The sequence below is a fragment of the Noviherbaspirillum galbum genome (assembly GCF_010974945.1).
In the GTDB taxonomy this organism is placed as follows: Bacteria; Pseudomonadota; Gammaproteobacteria; order Burkholderiales; family Burkholderiaceae_D; genus Noviherbaspirillum; species Noviherbaspirillum galbum.
Genome location: NZ_JAAIVB010000078.1, coordinates 212,875 through 230,867, shown reverse-complemented (window position 1 = coordinate 230,867; position 17,993 = coordinate 212,875). Strand labels below are relative to the sequence as shown.

15 protein-coding genes are annotated in these 17,993 nt (G+C 63.0%); 9 read left to right on the top strand and 6 right to left on the bottom strand.

Annotated elements, in window-relative coordinates:
- Positions 1–375 precede the first annotated feature (375 nt).
- Entirely contained in the window at positions 376–1,566 is a 1,191-nt protein-coding gene (locus G3574_RS28875; protein WP_163968007.1) for a GGDEF domain-containing protein, read from the top strand.
- Positions 1,567–1,585: 19 nt separating this feature from the next.
- Here the strand turns inward: G3574_RS28875 and G3574_RS23665 are convergent, their stop codons facing one another.
- Positions 1,586–2,764, bottom strand: coding sequence for a hypothetical protein (locus G3574_RS23665; protein WP_163968006.1), 1,179 nt, complete (start codon positions 2,762–2,764; stop codon positions 1,586–1,588).
- Positions 2,765–3,065: 301 nt separating this feature from the next.
- On the opposite strand from G3574_RS23665, the gene G3574_RS23660 reads away from it, so the two are divergent.
- Complete coding sequence (locus G3574_RS23660; protein ID WP_163968005.1) at positions 3,066–4,028, top strand: glycoside hydrolase family 16 protein; 963 nt, start codon at positions 3,066–3,068, stop codon at positions 4,026–4,028.
- 205 nt (positions 4,029–4,233) lie between these two features.
- Here the strand turns inward: G3574_RS23660 and G3574_RS23655 are convergent, their stop codons facing one another.
- Positions 4,234–5,283 (bottom strand): HupA family protein, encoded by a 1,050-nt coding sequence (locus G3574_RS23655; RefSeq protein ID WP_163967828.1) that lies wholly within the window; start codon positions 5,281–5,283, stop codon positions 4,234–4,236.
- Between G3574_RS23655 and G3574_RS28160 the strand changes: the two genes are divergently transcribed.
- From G3574_RS28160 to G3574_RS23635, 4 genes are all read left to right on the top strand, one after another.
- Entirely contained in the window at positions 5,264–5,806 is a 543-nt protein-coding gene (locus tag G3574_RS28160) for a hypothetical protein (protein WP_205609895.1), read from the top strand. The genes G3574_RS23655 and G3574_RS28160 overlap by 20 nt on opposite strands.
- Before the next feature lie 448 nt (positions 5,807–6,254).
- Positions 6,255–7,841, top strand: a complete 1,587-nt coding sequence (locus tag G3574_RS23645; RefSeq protein WP_163968004.1) for a CHASE domain-containing protein — start codon at positions 6,255–6,257, stop codon at positions 7,839–7,841.
- Between the two features lie 247 nt (positions 7,842–8,088).
- Positions 8,089–9,486 (top strand): MATE family efflux transporter, encoded by a 1,398-nt coding sequence (locus tag G3574_RS23640; protein ID WP_163968003.1) that lies wholly within the window; start codon positions 8,089–8,091, stop codon positions 9,484–9,486.
- Positions 9,487–9,642: 156 nt separating this feature from the next.
- A complete protein-coding gene (locus G3574_RS23635; protein WP_163968002.1) occupies positions 9,643–11,694 on the top strand; it encodes a M13 family metallopeptidase in 2,052 nt (683 codons plus the stop codon).
- On the opposite strand, the gene G3574_RS23630 is transcribed toward G3574_RS23635, so the two are convergent.
- On the bottom strand, positions 11,658–12,512 hold the full coding sequence (locus tag G3574_RS23630; protein WP_163968001.1) for an N-acetylmuramoyl-L-alanine amidase: 855 nt from the start codon (positions 12,510–12,512) through the stop codon (positions 11,658–11,660). The genes G3574_RS23635 and G3574_RS23630 overlap by 37 nt on opposite strands.
- A 166-nt stretch (positions 12,513–12,678) precedes the next feature.
- Between G3574_RS23630 and G3574_RS23625 the strand changes: the two genes are divergently transcribed.
- Entirely contained in the window at positions 12,679–14,769 is a 2,091-nt protein-coding gene (locus G3574_RS23625) for a TonB-dependent receptor (RefSeq protein WP_163968000.1), read from the top strand.
- Positions 14,770–14,920: 151 nt separating this feature from the next.
- Here the strand turns inward: G3574_RS23625 and G3574_RS23620 are convergent, their stop codons facing one another.
- The gene (locus G3574_RS23620) at positions 14,921–15,253 is read right to left on the bottom strand and encodes a hypothetical protein (protein WP_163967999.1); all 333 of its coding nucleotides are present in this window, start codon (positions 15,251–15,253) and stop codon (positions 14,921–14,923) included.
- Positions 15,254–15,492: 239 nt separating this feature from the next.
- Between G3574_RS23620 and G3574_RS23615 the strand changes: the two genes are divergently transcribed.
- Positions 15,493–15,816, top strand: coding sequence for a hypothetical protein (locus tag G3574_RS23615; protein ID WP_163967998.1), 324 nt, complete (start codon positions 15,493–15,495; stop codon positions 15,814–15,816).
- Between the two features lie 12 nt (positions 15,817–15,828).
- Here the strand turns inward: G3574_RS23615 and G3574_RS23610 are convergent, their stop codons facing one another.
- Together G3574_RS23610 and G3574_RS23605 are read right to left on the bottom strand one after the other, a co-directional pair.
- Positions 15,829–16,044: a hypothetical protein gene (locus tag G3574_RS23610; RefSeq protein WP_163967997.1), complete on the bottom strand. Its 216-nt coding sequence runs from the start codon at positions 16,042–16,044 to the stop codon at positions 15,829–15,831.
- A gap of 76 nt (positions 16,045–16,120) precedes the next feature.
- Entirely contained in the window at positions 16,121–17,080 is a 960-nt protein-coding gene (locus G3574_RS23605; protein WP_163967996.1) for a LysR family transcriptional regulator, read from the bottom strand.
- A 95-nt stretch (positions 17,081–17,175) separates the two neighbouring features.
- Between G3574_RS23605 and G3574_RS23600 the strand changes: the two genes are divergently transcribed.
- Positions 17,176–17,982, top strand: a complete 807-nt coding sequence (locus tag G3574_RS23600; protein WP_163967995.1) for an HAD family hydrolase — start codon at positions 17,176–17,178, stop codon at positions 17,980–17,982.
- Positions 17,983–17,993 lie beyond the last annotated feature (11 nt).

Genomic DNA, 17,993 nt, shown 5'->3' with positions numbered 1-17,993 from the left:
GTTCTCCAAAAGGGTAAGTGATTGACTCCGGGCTCGGCAGGCCGGCGCAAGCGGCGCCAGCCGTCGGGTCCTGCCTCGTTGAGTCGCACTGTGTGTGCTCATCGATGAAGCACAGTGTAGCCATCCTCCCCTTTCCGAAAAACATTACCGGACACAACAAACTATTCCAGTTTGAGCAATAATCGACCGGTCACTCGGTTCGCAATCATCCAAAGCGGCAAATGCCTTCCACGGCTTTGTAAAGGAACTGCATGCCCCGACGGCGAACCGGATGTGGTTTTCCATGCAGAATGCGTCAGGAGTTTCCAATAGGAAGCGACGTTGCCGTGCAAAGCCGCTACTATTGTTCATGTCGGTCCTGATTAAGGTTTTCGCGTGCAGTCCCTCACCGCTGGCATCGCTCTCGTCCTGGTACAGTTCTCCGTCGCCTTGGTCATGGCGGGTATCTTCACGGCGGTACCCTCCGAGAAATGCACGCGCTACTGGGCCTGGTCGGGCGCCTTGAGCGCGCTTGGGGTGATGACCGTGGTGCTCAATGCAGGCAGGCCGAATTATTTTTTCCTCGTCGTCGGCAACTTCCTGCTGATCGGCGGCGTCATGCTGCAATGGTGGGGCGTGCAAAACTTCTACGGGAAACGCCCTTCCCCGGTCGGTTGGTGCACCGCGCTGGCCTTCTGCGTGGTCTACGTCGCGCTGCTCGCGATGGATGCGCCGGTCTACTCCCGCGCCGCCCTGGCCTCCGTGACCTGCGCCGTCCTGTACTTCGGCATCGCCTGCAGCCTCATGCGCAACGGAAGCCGCAAGCGCACCTTCGGCAACCTGCTGGGCCTGCTCGGCAGCCTGCTCATCGTCGTCTCCTGCGTCTACCGCTCCTTCGTCAGCTACCAGGGCAGCATGTTCTTCCTTCCGACGACGGACAACTCAATCGGCGTCTCCGTCGTCTTCCTGGTGCCGCTGGTTGGCACGCAGGTCCTGGCAATGGCGCTGCTGCTGCTTTATTTCGAACGCATGGTTAAGCGCAAGGATTACCTTGCCGCCCACGACGACCTGACCGGACTCATGAACCGCCGCGCCGTCATTGCGGCCGGCGAACGGGAAATCGATATCGCGATCCGCACCGGCATTCCCCTGTCGGTGGCCTACATCGACATCGATCACTTCAAGTCGATCAACGACCGGTTCGGCCACGAGACGGGCGACAAGGTGCTGGCGGACATCGCCCGCATCCTGCAGAAGACCTGCCGCCGCATCGACCTGGGCGGGCGCTACGGCGGCGAGGAGTTCTGCGTCATTTTCCCGGGCATCAATGCCGCACAGGCGGTCGTGGCGGGCACGCGCCTGCTGGACGCCATCCGGTCCGCGTGCTTCGCCGAGGTCGGACGGGTCACCATGAGCATCGGTATCGCCGAGCTGTCCGCAACTCCGGAAAGCCGCGAATGGAATGCCCTGATGAAGTCGGCCGACGACGCGCTCTACCAGGCAAAGGCGCAGGGACGCAACCGGCTATGCCTCGCCGGCGCGCCTGATGACCGCACGCCGGCGCCCGCCGACGCGGCGGAACAGTGACGCCAGACCGCCTGAACGGTCACGCCACGCCACGACGCGTGGCTTCCGCATCGCCGCGCGCCGCACGCCATAACAAGGCGCGTCCGGCGGCATATTCGAGGAGGGTTGCGGCCGCCAGCAGGCCTGCGCCTGCCGCCAGCAGATGCGCCGCGGACAAGTGGGACAGCAGGTTCCAGAACAGCACGAGCGACGTCATCCTGAACATCCAGAGCACCACTTCCCTGGCAACGATACGGTCCTGCAAGGCTCCCTGGATATCGAGGGTACGCTGGTTGAGCACCTGCTCGCTGGCGCTCAGGAACGGTCCGCCGGCCGCCTTGAGAACCGCATACAGCACATAGAACACCGGCGACCACGCGCTCATCCCGAGCATCACGAAGGCCGCGGCAACGACCGCGCAGGACCGCCCGAGCCAGGCCACGCGGTTGCCCGCGTCCCGCCAGCGCCTGGTAAGGAAGAGCGCAATGGCGCCCGCCATGCCGGCCAGCGTTGCCACCCAGCCAAACGTGCTCGCCGAACCCAGCGCCTGGAATGCGCCGGCCGAACCGACCGCCTGCCCGACGCCGAACAGGCCAGACTCCAGGAAGAACAGCGGCATCGACGCAAGGAATTGCGGCTGCTTCAATACGGCCAGCGGATTGACGAGCGCGCGCATGCGGTCCCCGGGAATGCGCTTGCCCAGCATGAGTCCGCCCAGGATGCCGATCGCTCCGGCGCCGCGGAATGCCATGCCCGTGCCTGCGCCGGTACCCGCCAGCAGGAGCGTGACGAGGATAGTCGCGGCGATGCCGCAGGCGACGCCGAGCGCGCCCGAGCGCGATGCATAGGCATCGCGTTCGCGGTCACGGAACATCGACATTTCCAGCAGATGCCGGGCGCCCCAGGTCATGCCGATGAAGGCGCCATAGCCTGCCGCGAGCACGTCCGGCGAACCATCCCCGAACAGCAGGATGCAGCCGGGCAGGACGAATCCTGCTCTCAGCATGACGGCGCTGCTGGCGCGGCAGAGGGGACCGACGAGGTAACCGGCAACAGTACCCGCAATGGCGGACGTCAGCATGCAAAGGGTATAACGGAAGATGGCATTCGCGTCGCCGGACGCCATCACGTGAAAGCCGATGAAGCCGCCGAACGCCGTCAGCCCGCCTTGTAATCCGATCAATGGCAACAATGCGCGTTCGCTCTTGGAAACCGCCATGACAACTCACTTTCATTGCACAAAGGAATGAAGTGAGATGTGTCTCCAAGGACATAGTTCAATCGGGAAAGCTTGTTGGCGGTAAATTGAAAACTTGCCGGGAGTGAAATTCTGGCGAGCGGTTCCTTAGTAAGCCATTGATAAATCGCAATTCATGTTTACAGGACACTTGCAGCATACATTTTTTTACGAATGAATTTTATTTTTATAAGGTGCCGCTTGCGTCACATTAAGGCAGCCGTGCGCTTTCAATAACAAACTAGTCGCTGTTTCGGTATTCGTCTTCATTCCAACAGTGACCATGAAAAAACTTTCTCATCGCGCACTTGCTCTCATCCTTCCCGTCTCGCTTGCATCATGCGGCGGTGGAGGTGGATCAAGCGATACGATTGCCACGGCAACGCCAACCACCCCGACATCCACCGTCCCTTCCACCGGCACGACACCTGTACAGACAACGCCAAGCACGCCTGACACCACGACGCCGGCGACCACGCCGCCTTCCACTCCGGTGCAGGAGCCTCCGCCGGTTACGCCGGTCGGCCAGGATGCCAGCCAGTACACGCTTACCTTCGCGGAGGAATTCAACAGCGGCTCCACGATCGACGCTACGCGCTGGTCGACAGATATCTGGTACAAGAACAACAACGCGACACGCAACTACGATGTCGCCGACGGCAACCTGCGCATCTGGCCCCAGCAGGATGCGACCGGCCAGTTCTTCGACCGCACCATCGTCGGCGACGGCAAGTTCTCTCAGCAGTACGGCTACTTTGAAGTGGAAGCCAAGCTGCCGGTCGGCGCCGGCTTGCATCCGGTGATTTCCCTCATTGCGACCGATGGCCCGGAAATCGGCATCATGCACAGCTACACCGGCGCGCCGGATGGCGGTTGGTCCTCTCCCACGCTCACCGCCACGGACTATGTCGTTACCGCCGTCAATGACGCGAACGGCTACGACGAGGAATTCCGGGCGCATGAATACATCGACGTTCCCGACCTGTCCGCCGGGTTCCACAAGTTCGGCGTGCGCTGGGATGCGACATCCATCCGCTATTACATCGATGGCGTCCAGATGGGCAGGACGATCAACAATACCCAGGTGCGGGCGCCGATGTATTTCTATATCGGCTTGTGGATGGTCAACGAGGGCACGTCGCCGCGCATCGGCAGCGGCACGCTGGGAATCAACAATGCCTATACGCCCGTTGGCTCCAGCAATGCCATGCAAGTCAACTACGTGAGGGCCTGGCAGTTCAAGTAAGAGGCCTGCCTCGCCTGCCCTGAATACGCCTGCCTTCGCGCAGGCGTTTTTTATTTTTAGTATGGAGCCGCACGACGCGGCTTCTTGCGTATGGCGGGCGGCACGCGCGCCTGCCTTCCAAAGAAGAACGGCGGCAGGTATCTGCCGCCGTTCTTTGACATGTCAACCTGCCGGACGCGGGCTTCGCGCGCCCGGCAGGATCAACTTACTGCTTGCGTCCCACGAAGCCTGCAAGCACCGATGCCCCCGACGCTGCATCGGTAACCGTGAACGTGAACCCGATCTCCGCCGGGCCTGCGCCGCTGCCGCCCTGCACCACCGGTCCGAAGAATCGTCCGCCAAGGCCGCCCTTCAAGGCGCCAACCGTGACCGGGCCCGTCATGTAGTTGGCGACATTGCTGCCCGCGGCGCCGGCGCCGACGGTAGCCTTGAATGCCAGCGGGACCGTCGTTCCCGCGCTGTCTTCCAGCAGGGAATTGGCGACATCGACCGCGACTTCGCGGGTCGCGAAGTTGACCGTGACGGTGACATCCGCGCGGATCAGCGCCGGTTCATTTGCCGGATTCGTGCCGTACCAGCCGTGGAGCGTTCCGCTGTAGACCGCGGTGCCTGCGGAAGGCACGGCCGCCGGGTTGGTGACATCGCCGAACGCCACCATGCCGCGCCGGTTCTGGTTATGCTCGTTGCCGGGCGCGGGCGTAGTCCACTCGACGATCTCGACGGTATCCTGGGTGAACCAGGCGCCGAGGTTGGCATACTGGAGCGTCCAGTTGTTGAGCGTGCGGTAGCCTTTCGCGCCGGGGTAGGGAATGCCTGCGCCGGTCGCATCCGGGAGTGGCCCCCCGCTCGAACTGTTGCCGGCGTGGACGTCGCCATCTTCGTGCAGGCGCTCGGATTCGGTCAGGTCGGGCGTGGTGCCGCCGGTGCGCCAGTCGCCACGGCTGAGGACTGCCAGGCCGGCCGTCTCCGTCGAAGGACAGGTGGCCGTGCCGGCAGGGCAACGGCTGGGCGTGGCGCGAGGGAAATAGCGGTTGTTCGCGTAGTTCGCCTGCGTCGCGGACGTTCCCTTGGTCGCATAGTCATAGAAAGACAAGTCGCTTGAATCAGGCAAGGCCCCGAGGGCGATGGCTCCGCTCGCGGCCAGCGCGGTCCGTCCCAGGGTCGGCTTGAATGCCTCGATGATGACCGGACGCTCCGCCTTGCCATCCCAGCTGATGCCGAGGTTGCTGAGCACCATGGTCGAATCGGTTGCCACGCCGCTCGCGTCCTTCGTGACGCGGATGTCGGCGACGCCGATGCCGGAAACCGGTGCGAATCCTTTCGCGGTCGCCGTGTCCGGATTCGGCGTGCGCAGGTCGCTGGTCGAACGCGCATACGCTTGCACGCCGGAACTGGTCAGGGTCACGCCATTGTCGACGCGCAACGGGCTCGATCCGGCGCACTGGACAGCCGCGCCGTCGGGACATGACATGGTCACGATCGCCGAAGCAGGCAAGGCGGCCGGCGACGTCACGGTAGATGGCGTGGTAGGAGTGGTAGGAGTGGTAGGAGTAGTTGGCGTCGTCGGCGTGGTGGGTGTCGTCGGCGTCGTGGGAGTGGTTGGCGTCGTTGGCGTGGCAGGGGTGTCGCCGGTAGGCGACGTTGGCACCGTGGTGCCGGACGATCCGCCTCCACCGCCGCCGCAGGCGGAAAGCATGCTGGCCGCGAGCAACGCGGCGGCAATGGGGTTAAGGCTCAGTCGGGACAACATCATGCGCTCACCTTTAGGATGCGATTAACTGGAAGAATTACGCCGGCCGCATTACCGTTCTGTGCAGCGGCAAGCAGCTTGTTGACGCTTGCGTCTCGGATGCTTGTGGTCGGCACGGGCGTGCCGGAAAAGACCCGGATTGACTTCGAATAATCCCCGCTTTTGCAACCATCAGGTTTGATACCTATTAAGCGACACCCCCATCCAACAATGCGTTAAGCCAAGGCGGGGCGATCAAGCAACCAAGCCATGCTTTCTCTGTCCAAACCTGATTCTCCAAGGAACAATAACAAGCAAACCCGGCCAGCCTTGAAGCAGGTGAACGAATCAACGCCATCCGATTGCATTAGGTCAAGAAAGAGATTCGTTCCACACCCCACCATGAGTGACTTAAACATTCCATCCGAATGGCCGCGAAACGCTGATCCTTGCAGCCTGGCTGCGGATTCTCCAAGTGTTCCGGGACCTCCTCTTACATGATCGCGAAAGAAAGGCAAATCCAGGCGGCAACAAAGCTGTTCCAGGCGCGGGAACTTCTGACCGCCCTGACCTTGATCATTTCTCTTTTCATTACCTACCGCATCTGGGACAACTCTTCGCGCAATGCCGAGCAGGCGATGGCTTCCGCCTTCAAGTCGCGCGCGATGGAAATGCGCGACCGCATCCAGCAGCGCCTCACGGTGTACGAGCAGGTATTGCGCGCCAGCGTCGCCACCTTCAACGTGGCACCGAACCTGAGCCGCGCCGAATTCCAAGACTACGTTACCGAACTGAAGGTGGAGCAGAACTACCCCGGGATCCAGGCGCTCGGACTGGCAAAGCGCGTATTCCCCGAGGAACTGGAAAAGCATGAGCAGGCGGTGCGCGCGGAGGGTTATCCGAACTACAGCGTGCAGCCGGCCGGCAAGCGGGACGTGTACGGGCCCATCCTGCTCATCGAACCGTTTTCCGGCCGCAACCTGCGCGCCTTCGGATTCGACATGTACTCCGAGCCGGCGAGGCGCGCCGCGATGGAGACCGCCCAGGACAGCGGCGAGATCACGCCGACAAACCGGGTCCAGCTGATCCAGGAAAACGGCGTCAACGAACAAGCCGGCTTTCTCATGTATGCGCCCGTGTACCACCGTGAAAAGCCGCATACGACGATGCTGGAGCGCAGGGCGAACCTGATCGGCTGGGTGTACGCGGCGTTTCGCGCGGAAGATTTCATTCGCGGCATCCAGCTCGACACCACGAGCGATTTCGACAAGCTCGACATCGAAATCTATACCGGCACCGAACTGAAGCCGGACATGCGACTGGTGGACACGATCGCTGATTCGCCCCCCGGACATCACGCGTGGTACAGCCGGCTGGACACGCTCACCGTCGGCAGCCAGAAATGGACATTGCTGATCTCGGCCATGCCCCAACTCGACAGCGGCGCGCAGGCCGAGCATCCGATCCTCGTGCTGCAGGCGGGGATCAGCATCAGCCTGCTGGTCGCGCTGCTCGTGTGGCTGTTCCTCGATGACCGGGCACGCGCACTGCAGGCGGCGCACCAGGCGATGGAACTTGCGCTCTACGACGCGCTGACCGGCCTCCCCAACCGCAAGCTGCTGGACGAGCGCCTGAACCAGGCGATCGCTTCCGCCAAGCGGACCGGCCACCGCCTCGCCTTGCTCTTCATCGACCTCGACAAGTTCAAGCCGGTCAATGACAACTATGGCCATGCGTACGGGGATCTGCTGCTGAAGGAAGTCGGGCGGCGCCTCTATGCGTGCATGCGCGAATCCGACACCGCGGCGCGCCTCGGCGGCGATGAGTTCGTCGCCTTGCTGGTCGACGTGGAGGACGAGCGCGCGGTGGCGCTGGTGGGGGAAAAGATTCTCGCCCAGCTCAACCTTCCCTATGAACTCGCCGGGCATGTCTTCCACATCTCGGCGTCGATCGGCGGCGCCTTGTATCCCGCGCATGGCGCGGACGTCAAGTCCCTGATGAAGGCGGCGGACCTTGCCATGTACGCCGCGAAGAACGCCGGCCGCTCCAATGTCAAGCTGGCGCATGGCGCCGAAGTGACCTAACGCCATCAGGCAGAACATTTCCATCCTGGGCCTAAGCGTGTGCTTGAAGGTCCTTTGAATTAACTTAAACACCATTGATCGTGCTCTGTCATCCCCGCGCAGGCGGGGATGACAGAGGTTGTTTGGGAGCATGCGGTCATGTCAAAAAACTTCTATGGATCTGCTTAGTTGCCTGCTTTCCTAATTGCATGGTCAGCCGCCCGCCGGTTTCCGATTACAATTTTCGATTTGATATTCAACGGAAGACATGTCGTCACTTTCCAAGGAACGCTGGAAAACGGTACGCGCCGAGATGCGCGCGTTGTGGGTGCTGGCCTGGCCGGTACTGATCGGCCAGCTGGCAAACGTCGGCATGGGCGTGGCGGATGTCGCCATGACCGGCCATGTCGGCGCCGAGGATTTGGCGGCTGTCTCCCTTGGCGCTTCCGTCTGGACGATGACGCTCGTGAGCGTGATCGGCATCATGATGGCCGTCAATGCGGTCATTGCCCATGAAATGGGCGGCGGAAGGACGGCGCGCGTGCCGCATGTCGTGCGGCAGGCAGCCTGGCTCGGGCTGCTCACCGCGATCGTCGCCTGCGCCGCGCTGAACCTGTCCACCCTGGTCTTCGATCACTTGTCGCTCGATGCGGCGGTGCAGCGCAAGGCGGAGATGTTCGTGCACGTGATTAGCGTCGGCATGCCGCCGTTCGCCGCATATCGCGCCCTGTACGGATACAGCGCGAGCCTCCACCATACGAAGCCGCTCATGTTCATCTCGCTCGGCGGACTGGGATTCAACGTCTTCGTGAACTGGCTGCTGGTCTATGGAAACGCGGGATTTCCCCGTTTGGGCGCGGTCGGCTGCGCGGTGTCGACCGGCCTGTGCATGTGGCTGATGCTGGGCGCCATGGTCGCCTGGATCGCGCGCTCCGGCAATTACCGGTCCACCTATCCTTTCACCCACTGGGAGAAGCCGAACTGGAAGGAAATCTCCTCTACCCTGCGCATGGGCCTGCCGATCGGCATCACCTACTTCGCAGAGGTCAGCGCCTTCGCTTCGGTGGCGCTGCTCGTGGCAAGGTTCGGCGTGGTGACGGTGTCGGCGCACCAGATCGCATTGAACTTCGCCTCCCTGGTGTTCATGGTGCCGATGAGCGTGGGCATCGCGCTGATCACGCGCGTCGGCCACGCCCTGGGAGAAGGCGATGCGGTACGCGGGCGCCTGGTCGCCTGGGTCGGGGTCGGCATGGCGGTGGCCTTTGCGGTGCTGTCCGCGAGTGCGATTGCCCTGTTTCCGGACCTCATCGCCGCCGCCTATACGTCCGACCGCGCCGTGCAGGAGATGACCGTGCACCTGCTGCTGCTCGCGGCGCTGTTCCAGCTGTCCGATGCGACCCAGGTGTCAGCCTCTTCCGCGATCCGCGGCTACAAGGTGACGCGTCCCCCGATGTTCATCCATCTTGCCTCGTTCTGGGGAATCGCCATTCCCCTGGGCTGCATCCTCGGACTTGCGCCGTCGTGGCTGCCGTTCTCGCCGGCGGAGCCGCTTTCGGCCACGGGATTCTGGATCGGCCTCGTGATCGGCCTGACGGTGGCCGCGGTGCTGCTGGTCTGGTTCCTGCAAAAGCTGTCGACCGAGTTCATCCGCCGGTCGGCAGCCTGACATGATGCATGGCGTGGCACGGCGCGAAAGACGTGCTACATTTCCGGGCTGCAGTCACGCGGCTTGCCCGCCCCGGCGGAAAGCCGTCGTCGCGATGATGGATACCCATTACCCCCAGGTTGGCCGTCACAAGCGGCCTCGACAAAAGGAGACAACATGATTCGCTTTACAGCAGGCGCCATGGCGGTCTGCATGGCATTCAGCCTTTCTGCCATCAATGCGGCCGTTGCCGCCGATGCGCCCGCGAAATCCGCGTCCGGCATCGAGCTGCAGAACGTCAATGCCAAGGTGCGGCCGCAGGACGATTTCTACGAATACGTCAACGGCAAGTGGATGGAAACCACGCAGATTCCCAAGGACAAGGCTTCATGGGGAGCGTTCGCCAAGTTGCGCGACGAAGTCCTGCCGCAGCTGCGCGCCCTCATCGAGGAGGCCGCCGCCAACAAGGAGGCAACGACCGGCTCGGAGGCACGCAAGCTCGGCGACCTGTATGCCAGCTTCATGGACGAAAAGCGCCTGGAAACCCTCGGCATGTCGCCGCTGCAGCCGGTGCTGGCGCGCGTCGGCGCCCTGCAATCCAAGGATGACATTCCCGCCTTGATCGGCCAGCTGAACCGCATTCAGGTCAACACGCCCTACCATTTCGACGTGCACCAGGACGCGCGGGATGCCACCCGCTACGTGGTGGACTTCGCGCAGGCCGGACTCGGCATGCCGGACCGGGATTACTACCTGAAGGCGGACGACGCCAAGCTCTCCGCGACGAAGGCGAAGTACCGGGAGCACATTGCCAAGATGCTCGGCCTCGCAGGCATCCCGGACGCCGCGGCCAAGGCGGACCGCATCGTCGCGCTGGAAACCGAACTGGCTCGCGTGCAGTGGACGAAGGTGGAGAACCGCGATCCGGTCAAGACCTACAACAAGATGACGCTGGCCCAGCTCGCCGAGCTGACCCCGGGCCACGACTGGAAGAAGCAGATGGACGCGGCGGGCATGTCCGGCAAGATCGATTCCGTCATCGTCAGCCAGCCGAGCTACCTCAAGGGTTTCTCCGGCGTGCTGGCGAACACGCCCCTGGATACCTGGAAGGATTACTTCACCCTGCGCGTGATCGACAGCTTCGCGGCCTATCTGTCCAAGCCCTTCGTCGACGAGAATTTCGCCTTCTACGGCACGACGCTGAACGGCACCCCCGAGCTCGAGCCGCGCTGGAAGCGCGGCGTGGGCGCGACGGAACGCAGCATGGGCGAAGCGCTCGGCAAGCTCTACGTGGACCGCCATTTCCCGCCCGCCTACAAGGCGCGCATGGAAAAGCTGGTGGGCAATCTCCTGGCCGCCTACCGCCAGAGCATCGATGGGCTCGACTGGATGAGCCCAGAGACCAAGAAGGAAGCCCAGGCGAAGCTCGCAAAATTCACGCCCAAGATCGGCTACCCGAGCAAATGGCGTGACTACGGCAGCCTCAAGGTGGCGCGTGACGACCTTGCTGGCAACATCATGCGCGCGCGCGAATTCGCGACCCAATATGACCTCGACAAGCTGGGCAAGCCGATCGACCGGGAAGAATGGTTCATGACGCCACAGACCATCAACGCCTACTACAACCCCGAGCTGAACGAGATCGTGTTCCCGGCGGCGATCCTGCGTCCGCCCTTCTTCGACCCCGATGCAGACGACGCCGCCAACTACGGCGCGATCGGCAGCATTATCGGCCACGAGATCAGCCATGGCTTCGACGACCAGGGATCGCAGTACGATGGCGACGGCAACCTGCGGGACTGGTGGACCAAGGAAGACCATACGAAATTCGATGCCAAGACGAAGTCCCTGGTCGAACAATACAACCGCTACTCCCCGATCGAGGGCTATCACGTGAACGGCGCGCTCACGCTGGGCGAAAACATCGCCGACAACTCCGGCCTCGCCATCGCGCACAAGGCTTACCTGCTGTCGCTTGGCGGCAAGCCGGCTCCGGTCATCGACGGCCTCAATGGCGAACAGCGATTCTTCATGGGCTTCGGGCAGGCGTGGCGGGCGAAGCTGCGCGACGAACTGGCGCTGGTCCTTCTGAAATCGGATCCGCACTCGCCCAACCGCTTCCGCGCGAACGGTTCGGTGGTCAACCAGGATGCTTTCTACGAGGTGTTCGGCGTGAAGCCGGGCGACAAGCTTTACCTGCCGCCCAACCAGCGCGTCCGCATCTGGTAAGGTGCTGGCTCGGACGGGAGCTGAGCGGCGGCATCGCCGCCCAGCCCGTCCAGCACTTCCAGCAGCGCCGCGGTCTCCGCGTCGGGCATGCCGTCGTAACGCGCCGGACGGTAACGCATCTGGAACGCTGTCAGCGCCTGCCTTGCCGCCGCGTCCCAATCCCCTTCTTCCCCTTTTCCGGCAAAGACGTAGCCATGGCGACGCAATTTTTGCCGGAACCATGCCGCATCCGGCAATCTTTCCTCGAACGCGATGCGCCACGCGGCAACCCGCTCGGGTTCGGGCCAGCGGACGAGGCCGGCTTGCGCCAGGACTTGCCAGGGAAATCGCGGGCCGGGGTCTGACTTTCGCCGGGGCGCGATTTCATTGTGCCCGAGGATGTTTTCCGGCCTGACCTGGTGGCGCTCCACGATCCGGCGCAGCAATGCCACCAGCAAGTCGATCTGTGCACGCGGGTAGTCGAAATAGACGCGTCCCGCCTCGGTGTCACGGTAGCCGGGGTTCACGATCTCGATGCCGATCGAGCTGAAATTCAACTGTGTGTCGGCTTTCCAGGCGCTGTCGCCGGCATGCCAGGCGCGGCGGTCTTCGTCGACCAGCTGGTAAATCTTTGCCGGGTAATCCGAAATGAGGTAGTGGCTGCTGACCTGCCCGTTGGTCAGCACGTCCAGGGCACGCGGGAAATCGCCCTCCGTGTAATGAATGATGATGTAGCGCACCCTGCTGTCCTGCGAGGCCGCCGGATGGCTGCGGTCGATCGCCGGGCCGGCGGCGCAGCCGGCGAGGAGCAGGATCGCTGCGGTCATCAGGAATTTCATGTGGCGCTTCTATCGTGGGGGAGTGGTGATTCTAACGCCTTGGTGGCGGGCAGTCGGTGCGGGTTGGGTTGGATTCCGGAGAAACGCGCGACGGCAATCTTGCCCGCCCTCCAAGCCCAATTGCCGGTTCATCATAAAATGGCGGATTCCCGGAGATCCAGAACTCATGCCCCAGTCATCATCGAACGTGTCGCGCGCCTTGGCTGCCATCATTCTTGTCGTCCCCGCCATCGCCAGGGCGGGCGGCGTGCAGGGAGGCGATGCCAGCCTGGAGACCATCGTCGTCGAAGGCAGCCGCACAAGCCAGATCGGCGTCGCGGACTCCGCGACGCAAGGCACGATCACGGGCAAGCAACTGGAAACCCGGCCGATTTCCAGGACGGCCGAGGTGCTTGAGGCCGTGCCGGGCGTGATCGTTACCCAGCATTCAGGCGACGGCAAGGCGAACCAGTATTTCCTGCGCGGCTTCAACCTCGACCATGGCACCGACTTTCGCACGTCGGTCCTCGGCATGCCGGTCAACATGCCCACGCATGCGCATGGACAAGGTTATTCAGACCTGAACTTCCTGATCCCGGAACTGATCCGCACCATCAAGTACAAGAAGGGCACCTACTACGCGGAGGAAGGCGATTTTTCGGCGGCGGGCGCGGCGGAAATCGATTACGTCCGCTCCCTGCCGGCCGGCATGGCTCTGGTCGAGGCGGGCCAGCACAGGTACATGAGAACCTTGCTGGCAAATTCGGTCGAGGCGGGACCGGGCACCCTGCTCTTCGGCTTGGAAACCGTGCGCAATGACGGTCCCTGGGACCTTCCCGAAAATTTTCGCAAGCTTAATGGCGTGCTCTCCTACAGCATCAAGGATGGCCGCGACGACTTGCGCCTCGCCGCCATGGCGATGCAGTCGTCATGGACGGCGACCGACCAGATTCCGCAGCGCGCCATCGACGCGGGCCAGCTCAGCCGCTATGGATACATCGACCCAAGCGACGGCGGCGCGACGCGGCGGGCCAGCCTGTCGGGGGACTGGTCGCGGCGCATGGATGACGGTGTGCTGCGCGTGAATGCCTACGCCATCCGCTCCGCGCTGGACCTTTACAGCAACTTTACCTACTTCCTCGACCGTCCTGCCGAAGGGGACCAGTTCAGCCAGTCGGAACGCCGCACCGTCTTCGGACTGGATGCGTCCCGCAGCTGGACGCACCAGTTGTTCGGAAGGGAATCCGATACCGTCGTCGGCGTGCAGTCGAGGAGCGATCGCCTCGATCCGGTCGGCCTTTACACGTCGGTCGCGCGGGCGCGCAGCGGCGTCACGCGCGAAGACAGGATCAGGGAGACCTCCGCCAGCTTGTACCTGTCGAACGCGATCCGGTGGACCGAGCAGTTCCGCACCGTCGCCGGCCTGCGCGCCGATCATTACCAGTTCGACGTGACGAGCAGCAATGCCGCCAATTCGGGAAAGGTGAACGACCGCATCGTGAGCCCGAAGGTGTCGGCGGTCTTCACGCCAGGAAAAGATATCGAACTCTATGCCAACTGGGGACGCGGCTTCCACAGCAACGACGCACGCGGAATCACCCAGAACGTGGACCCGGCGACCGGCGCCCGGGTCGATGCCGACGGCAATGCAATTTCACCCGCGACGCCATTGGTCAAGGCGATAGGACGGGAAGCGGGGATCCGCATCTCCGGGCTTGTTCCGGGATTGCAGACATCGGTCTCCTTGTGGGAACTGAAGCTCGCATCCGAGCTGCTGTTCGTCGGCGACGCCGGAACGACCGAGGCGAGCCGGCCGAGCCGCCGCACCGGCATCGAGATCGCAAATTACTACGTGCCCGCGCCGGGCTGGATCATCGATGCCGACCTGGCCTGGTCGCGTCCGCGGTTCACCGACGACGATCCCGCCGGACCATTCATCCCCGGCGCGATCGAACGCACGATGTCGGTCGGGATCTCGCGGCAGAAAGGCCCATGGTCGGCGGGCCTGCGGATGCGTTACTTCGGCAGCCGCCCGTTAAATGAAAGCAATGGCGTGCGCGCCGGGTCGTCCACCCTGAGCAGCATCAAGCTGGGATATGCCGTGACCAGCAAGCTCAAGCTTGGCGCCGAAGTGCTCAATCTGTTCGACAGCAAGGTCAGCGACATCGATTACTACTACGCGTCGCGCCTGCGCAGCGAAGCCGCTGCCATCGAGGATATCCACACCCATCCCGCCGAACCGCGGAATATTCGCATCAGCCTGAGCTACGCGTTCTGAGGCGTCGAATCAGTCGGACCGAGATGCCGCAGACAGGTGGTGGCCATGGCGGCTGGATAGCGGATGAGGATAGGAGTCGGGCGAACCCTGGGATGGTTCGCTCGTCCGCCGGCGACATCATCGCCAGCGGACGGAGGAGGGAGGGAACGATTTACTTCTTGGCGTCGGCGGTGCACTTCTTCATGTACGAAGTCTTGGCTGCGCCGGCGAGCGGCTTGCCGTTCTTGTCCATGGCCTTTTGTTCGCAGGCCGCAGCGGCGGATTCCTTGCTGGCGCCGGCTTCGCATTTCTTCATGAACGACGTCTTGGCCGCGCCGGCGAGCGGTTTGCCATTCTTGTCGACGGCCTTCTGGTCGCAGCTCGAGGCCGAAGCGCTGGCAGCTGGGGCGGCGTCGGCGGAAGCCTTCGGGCTAGCGGATTGAGCGAATGCGACGCCGCTCAACAAGGTTGCAAGAGTCACGGCGGTGAAAAGGTTTTTCAGCATAGTCATTCTCCAGGGGTTGAGGGCATCTGCCTGAGGTAGCAACGACCTTGGCTTACCACGGGTTGACTATTGTTTACATCAATAGTTGTGCCGAAATGTAAAAATTGAAGGAGAATAATGATCTTGGTCAATTAACGGCGGCGGATTGCCATAGAAGGAATCGTTGCCGTGGACGCCTTGCGAAAATGTGCCGGCGTCCTGATTGCATGCTGGGCCAAGGCCGCTAAGATGAAGTGGACATGCCAGGCTTTCTGAATCGCGTCCCTGACAAACCGGAGACTCTCATGCGTTTTCCCGCCGTCGCAGTTGTTCTCATGTCCCTGGCGAGCCAGGCTTCGTGGGCCGCAATGGAAAAGACCGCCGATGCGGCGGAACAGAAAGCCGTTCGACCGGACGCTGCGATCAAGGCCGCCAGCCCGGCCGCCAATGGCCAGGCAACCCAGATGACCCAGGCGGTATCAGGCAATGACGCGGCCGAAGCCTCGGACCGTCCGGCCGTGAACATCACCTTGCGTGTGAGAAGCCGTTGGGCGCACTTCTCGGTGAGGATCAACCTGGGCTGATCCGGGCCAGGGTCAATTGGTCGCTGCGGCGGAACGCGCGACGCTGATCTCGGGAACGTTCACCCAGACGACCTCGATGCCATGTTGCCTGGCGACATGCTCGACGGCGGCGACTTTTTCCGCATCGATCTGGCTTACCGTGCCGGAAGCCGACCCCATCGGACCGTGGGCGCAACCGCTCAGGACGATCATCGCGAAAGCGATGGAAACCCAAATGACGTTACGCATGGCGCCTCCGTATCAGGGGATGATGAATGGAGTATATGCACGGCCGGTCAAATGACAAGCCAATGACAAGCGCCGCTCATTGCTGACGTCCCTTGCGCAGCTTGGCGACGTCCCGGTGAAAAGCTTCGAGCTGGCGCAGCACCACTTCCTGCCCATTGTCGATGACGAAGTCCTGGAAGGCGGCGGCCACCTTGGGAATGGGCTTGTCGACCAGGTGCATCACGTACCAGTCCGCCTCGACCGGGTTCTCCGGCACGGGCAGCATGCGGACCAGGCCGGTCTCGAATTCCAGCGTGCACGCATGCACTGACAGGAACGCCACGCCGAGTCCGGCGACCACCATGCGCTTGATCGCCTCGTTGCTCGATAATTCCGAGCCGATGCGCAGCGGATATCCCGCTTCCTTGTACAGGCGCTCGACCGTGGTGCGCGTGCCCGAGCCGCGTTCCCGCACCAGCAGGTTGGCATCCATGATCTCGGCGAGCGTGACCCGGCGCTTCTTCATCAAGGGATGCGTGGGGCTGGCGATGAACGCCATGGGATGCCGCGCGAACCGCGCGGCGTTGGTACGCAGTTCGCGCGGTGGCGTCCCCATGATGGCAAGGTCGATCTCATGCTTGCCCAGCATGGTGACGATGTCGTTGCGGTTGCCCACCTGAAGCTTGAGCCGCACATCGGGCCGCTCGGTCGTGAAGCGCACCAGCATGGGCGGGAGCAGGTATTCGGCCGTCGTGATGGCGCCGATGCGCAAGGTACCGCTGATGACGCCCTTGAGGGCAGCGACTTCGTCGGTCGCCTCCTCCCACAAGCGCAATATCCTGTCGGCAAATCCCACCATCACCTCGCCTGCGGCAGTGAGCTGGATGCCGCGTCCCACCTTGCGCGTCAATGGCGTGCCGGCCGCCTCCTCGAGCATCTTGATCTGCAGCGACACCGCCGGCTGGGTGACGTGCAGCGCTTCCGCCGCGCGCGACACGCTCTCGTGGCGCGCGACGAGAAGCAGGGCTTCGAGCTGCCGGAAGCTGGCGGGATTCATAAGCTTATCCTTATCAATATCGGAAAAAAATTGATTTTTCTTTTATATGAGAGCTGCGTATATTAACAACAAACGAACATAAACGAGGAAATGACATGGGAATCGAACTGCTGGCTTTCGGCCTTGATGGTGTCGTGTTCGACACTGAATCCGCCCACCTGCATGCATGCCGCGCCGCCTTCGGCGAAGCCGGCCTGGAACTGGACTGGGATACGCGCCAGTTCCGCGAAGCGGCGCGCGTCCGGGGCGCCGCCCATGCCCTGAACACCGCCATCGACGCGCTGCCCAGCGAAGGCATGGCGAACAAGTCGGCACGGCAACTCGTGTCGTCGCTGACGGAAGCCCGCACCCGCCATTTCCTGGCAACGATCCGCGCCGAGGCACCGGTGGTGCAGCCCGGCTTTTCCCGTCTGATGGAGGACGCGCTCTCTTCCGGCTGCAAGCTGGCGATCGTCACCGATCTCCCGGCGCAGGCAGTCACCACGCTGCTCGAACGCGGATTCGGCAACGCCTTCGACCAGCTCTTTTCCGTCATCGTCAGCGGCGCGGACTTCGAGGCGGGCGGCGGCCGCAGCCCTCATGACCTGGCGCTGCGCACCACTGGCGTCGAAGCCCATCGCGGCGTCGCCATCCACAATGCCGCGCCTGCCCTGCGCGCTGCCCAGCTCGCCGGAATCTGGACGGTCGCGGTGACGCCCTACGACAAGGAAGTCGCCTGCATTTCCGGCGCGAACCTCTGGTGCCCCCAACTGCAGGAGCTGCAGGAACTGCGCGAGCTGGCGGATCCGCGCCGCGCATTGCGCGAATCCGCCAGCCCGCGCCGCTTCGTGGACTTTGGCACGCTCAGCGCGCTGCGCCGCTCCCGCGTCGCGCACAAGCCGGGCCAGGGAACCATCGCCTGACAGGCAGCGAA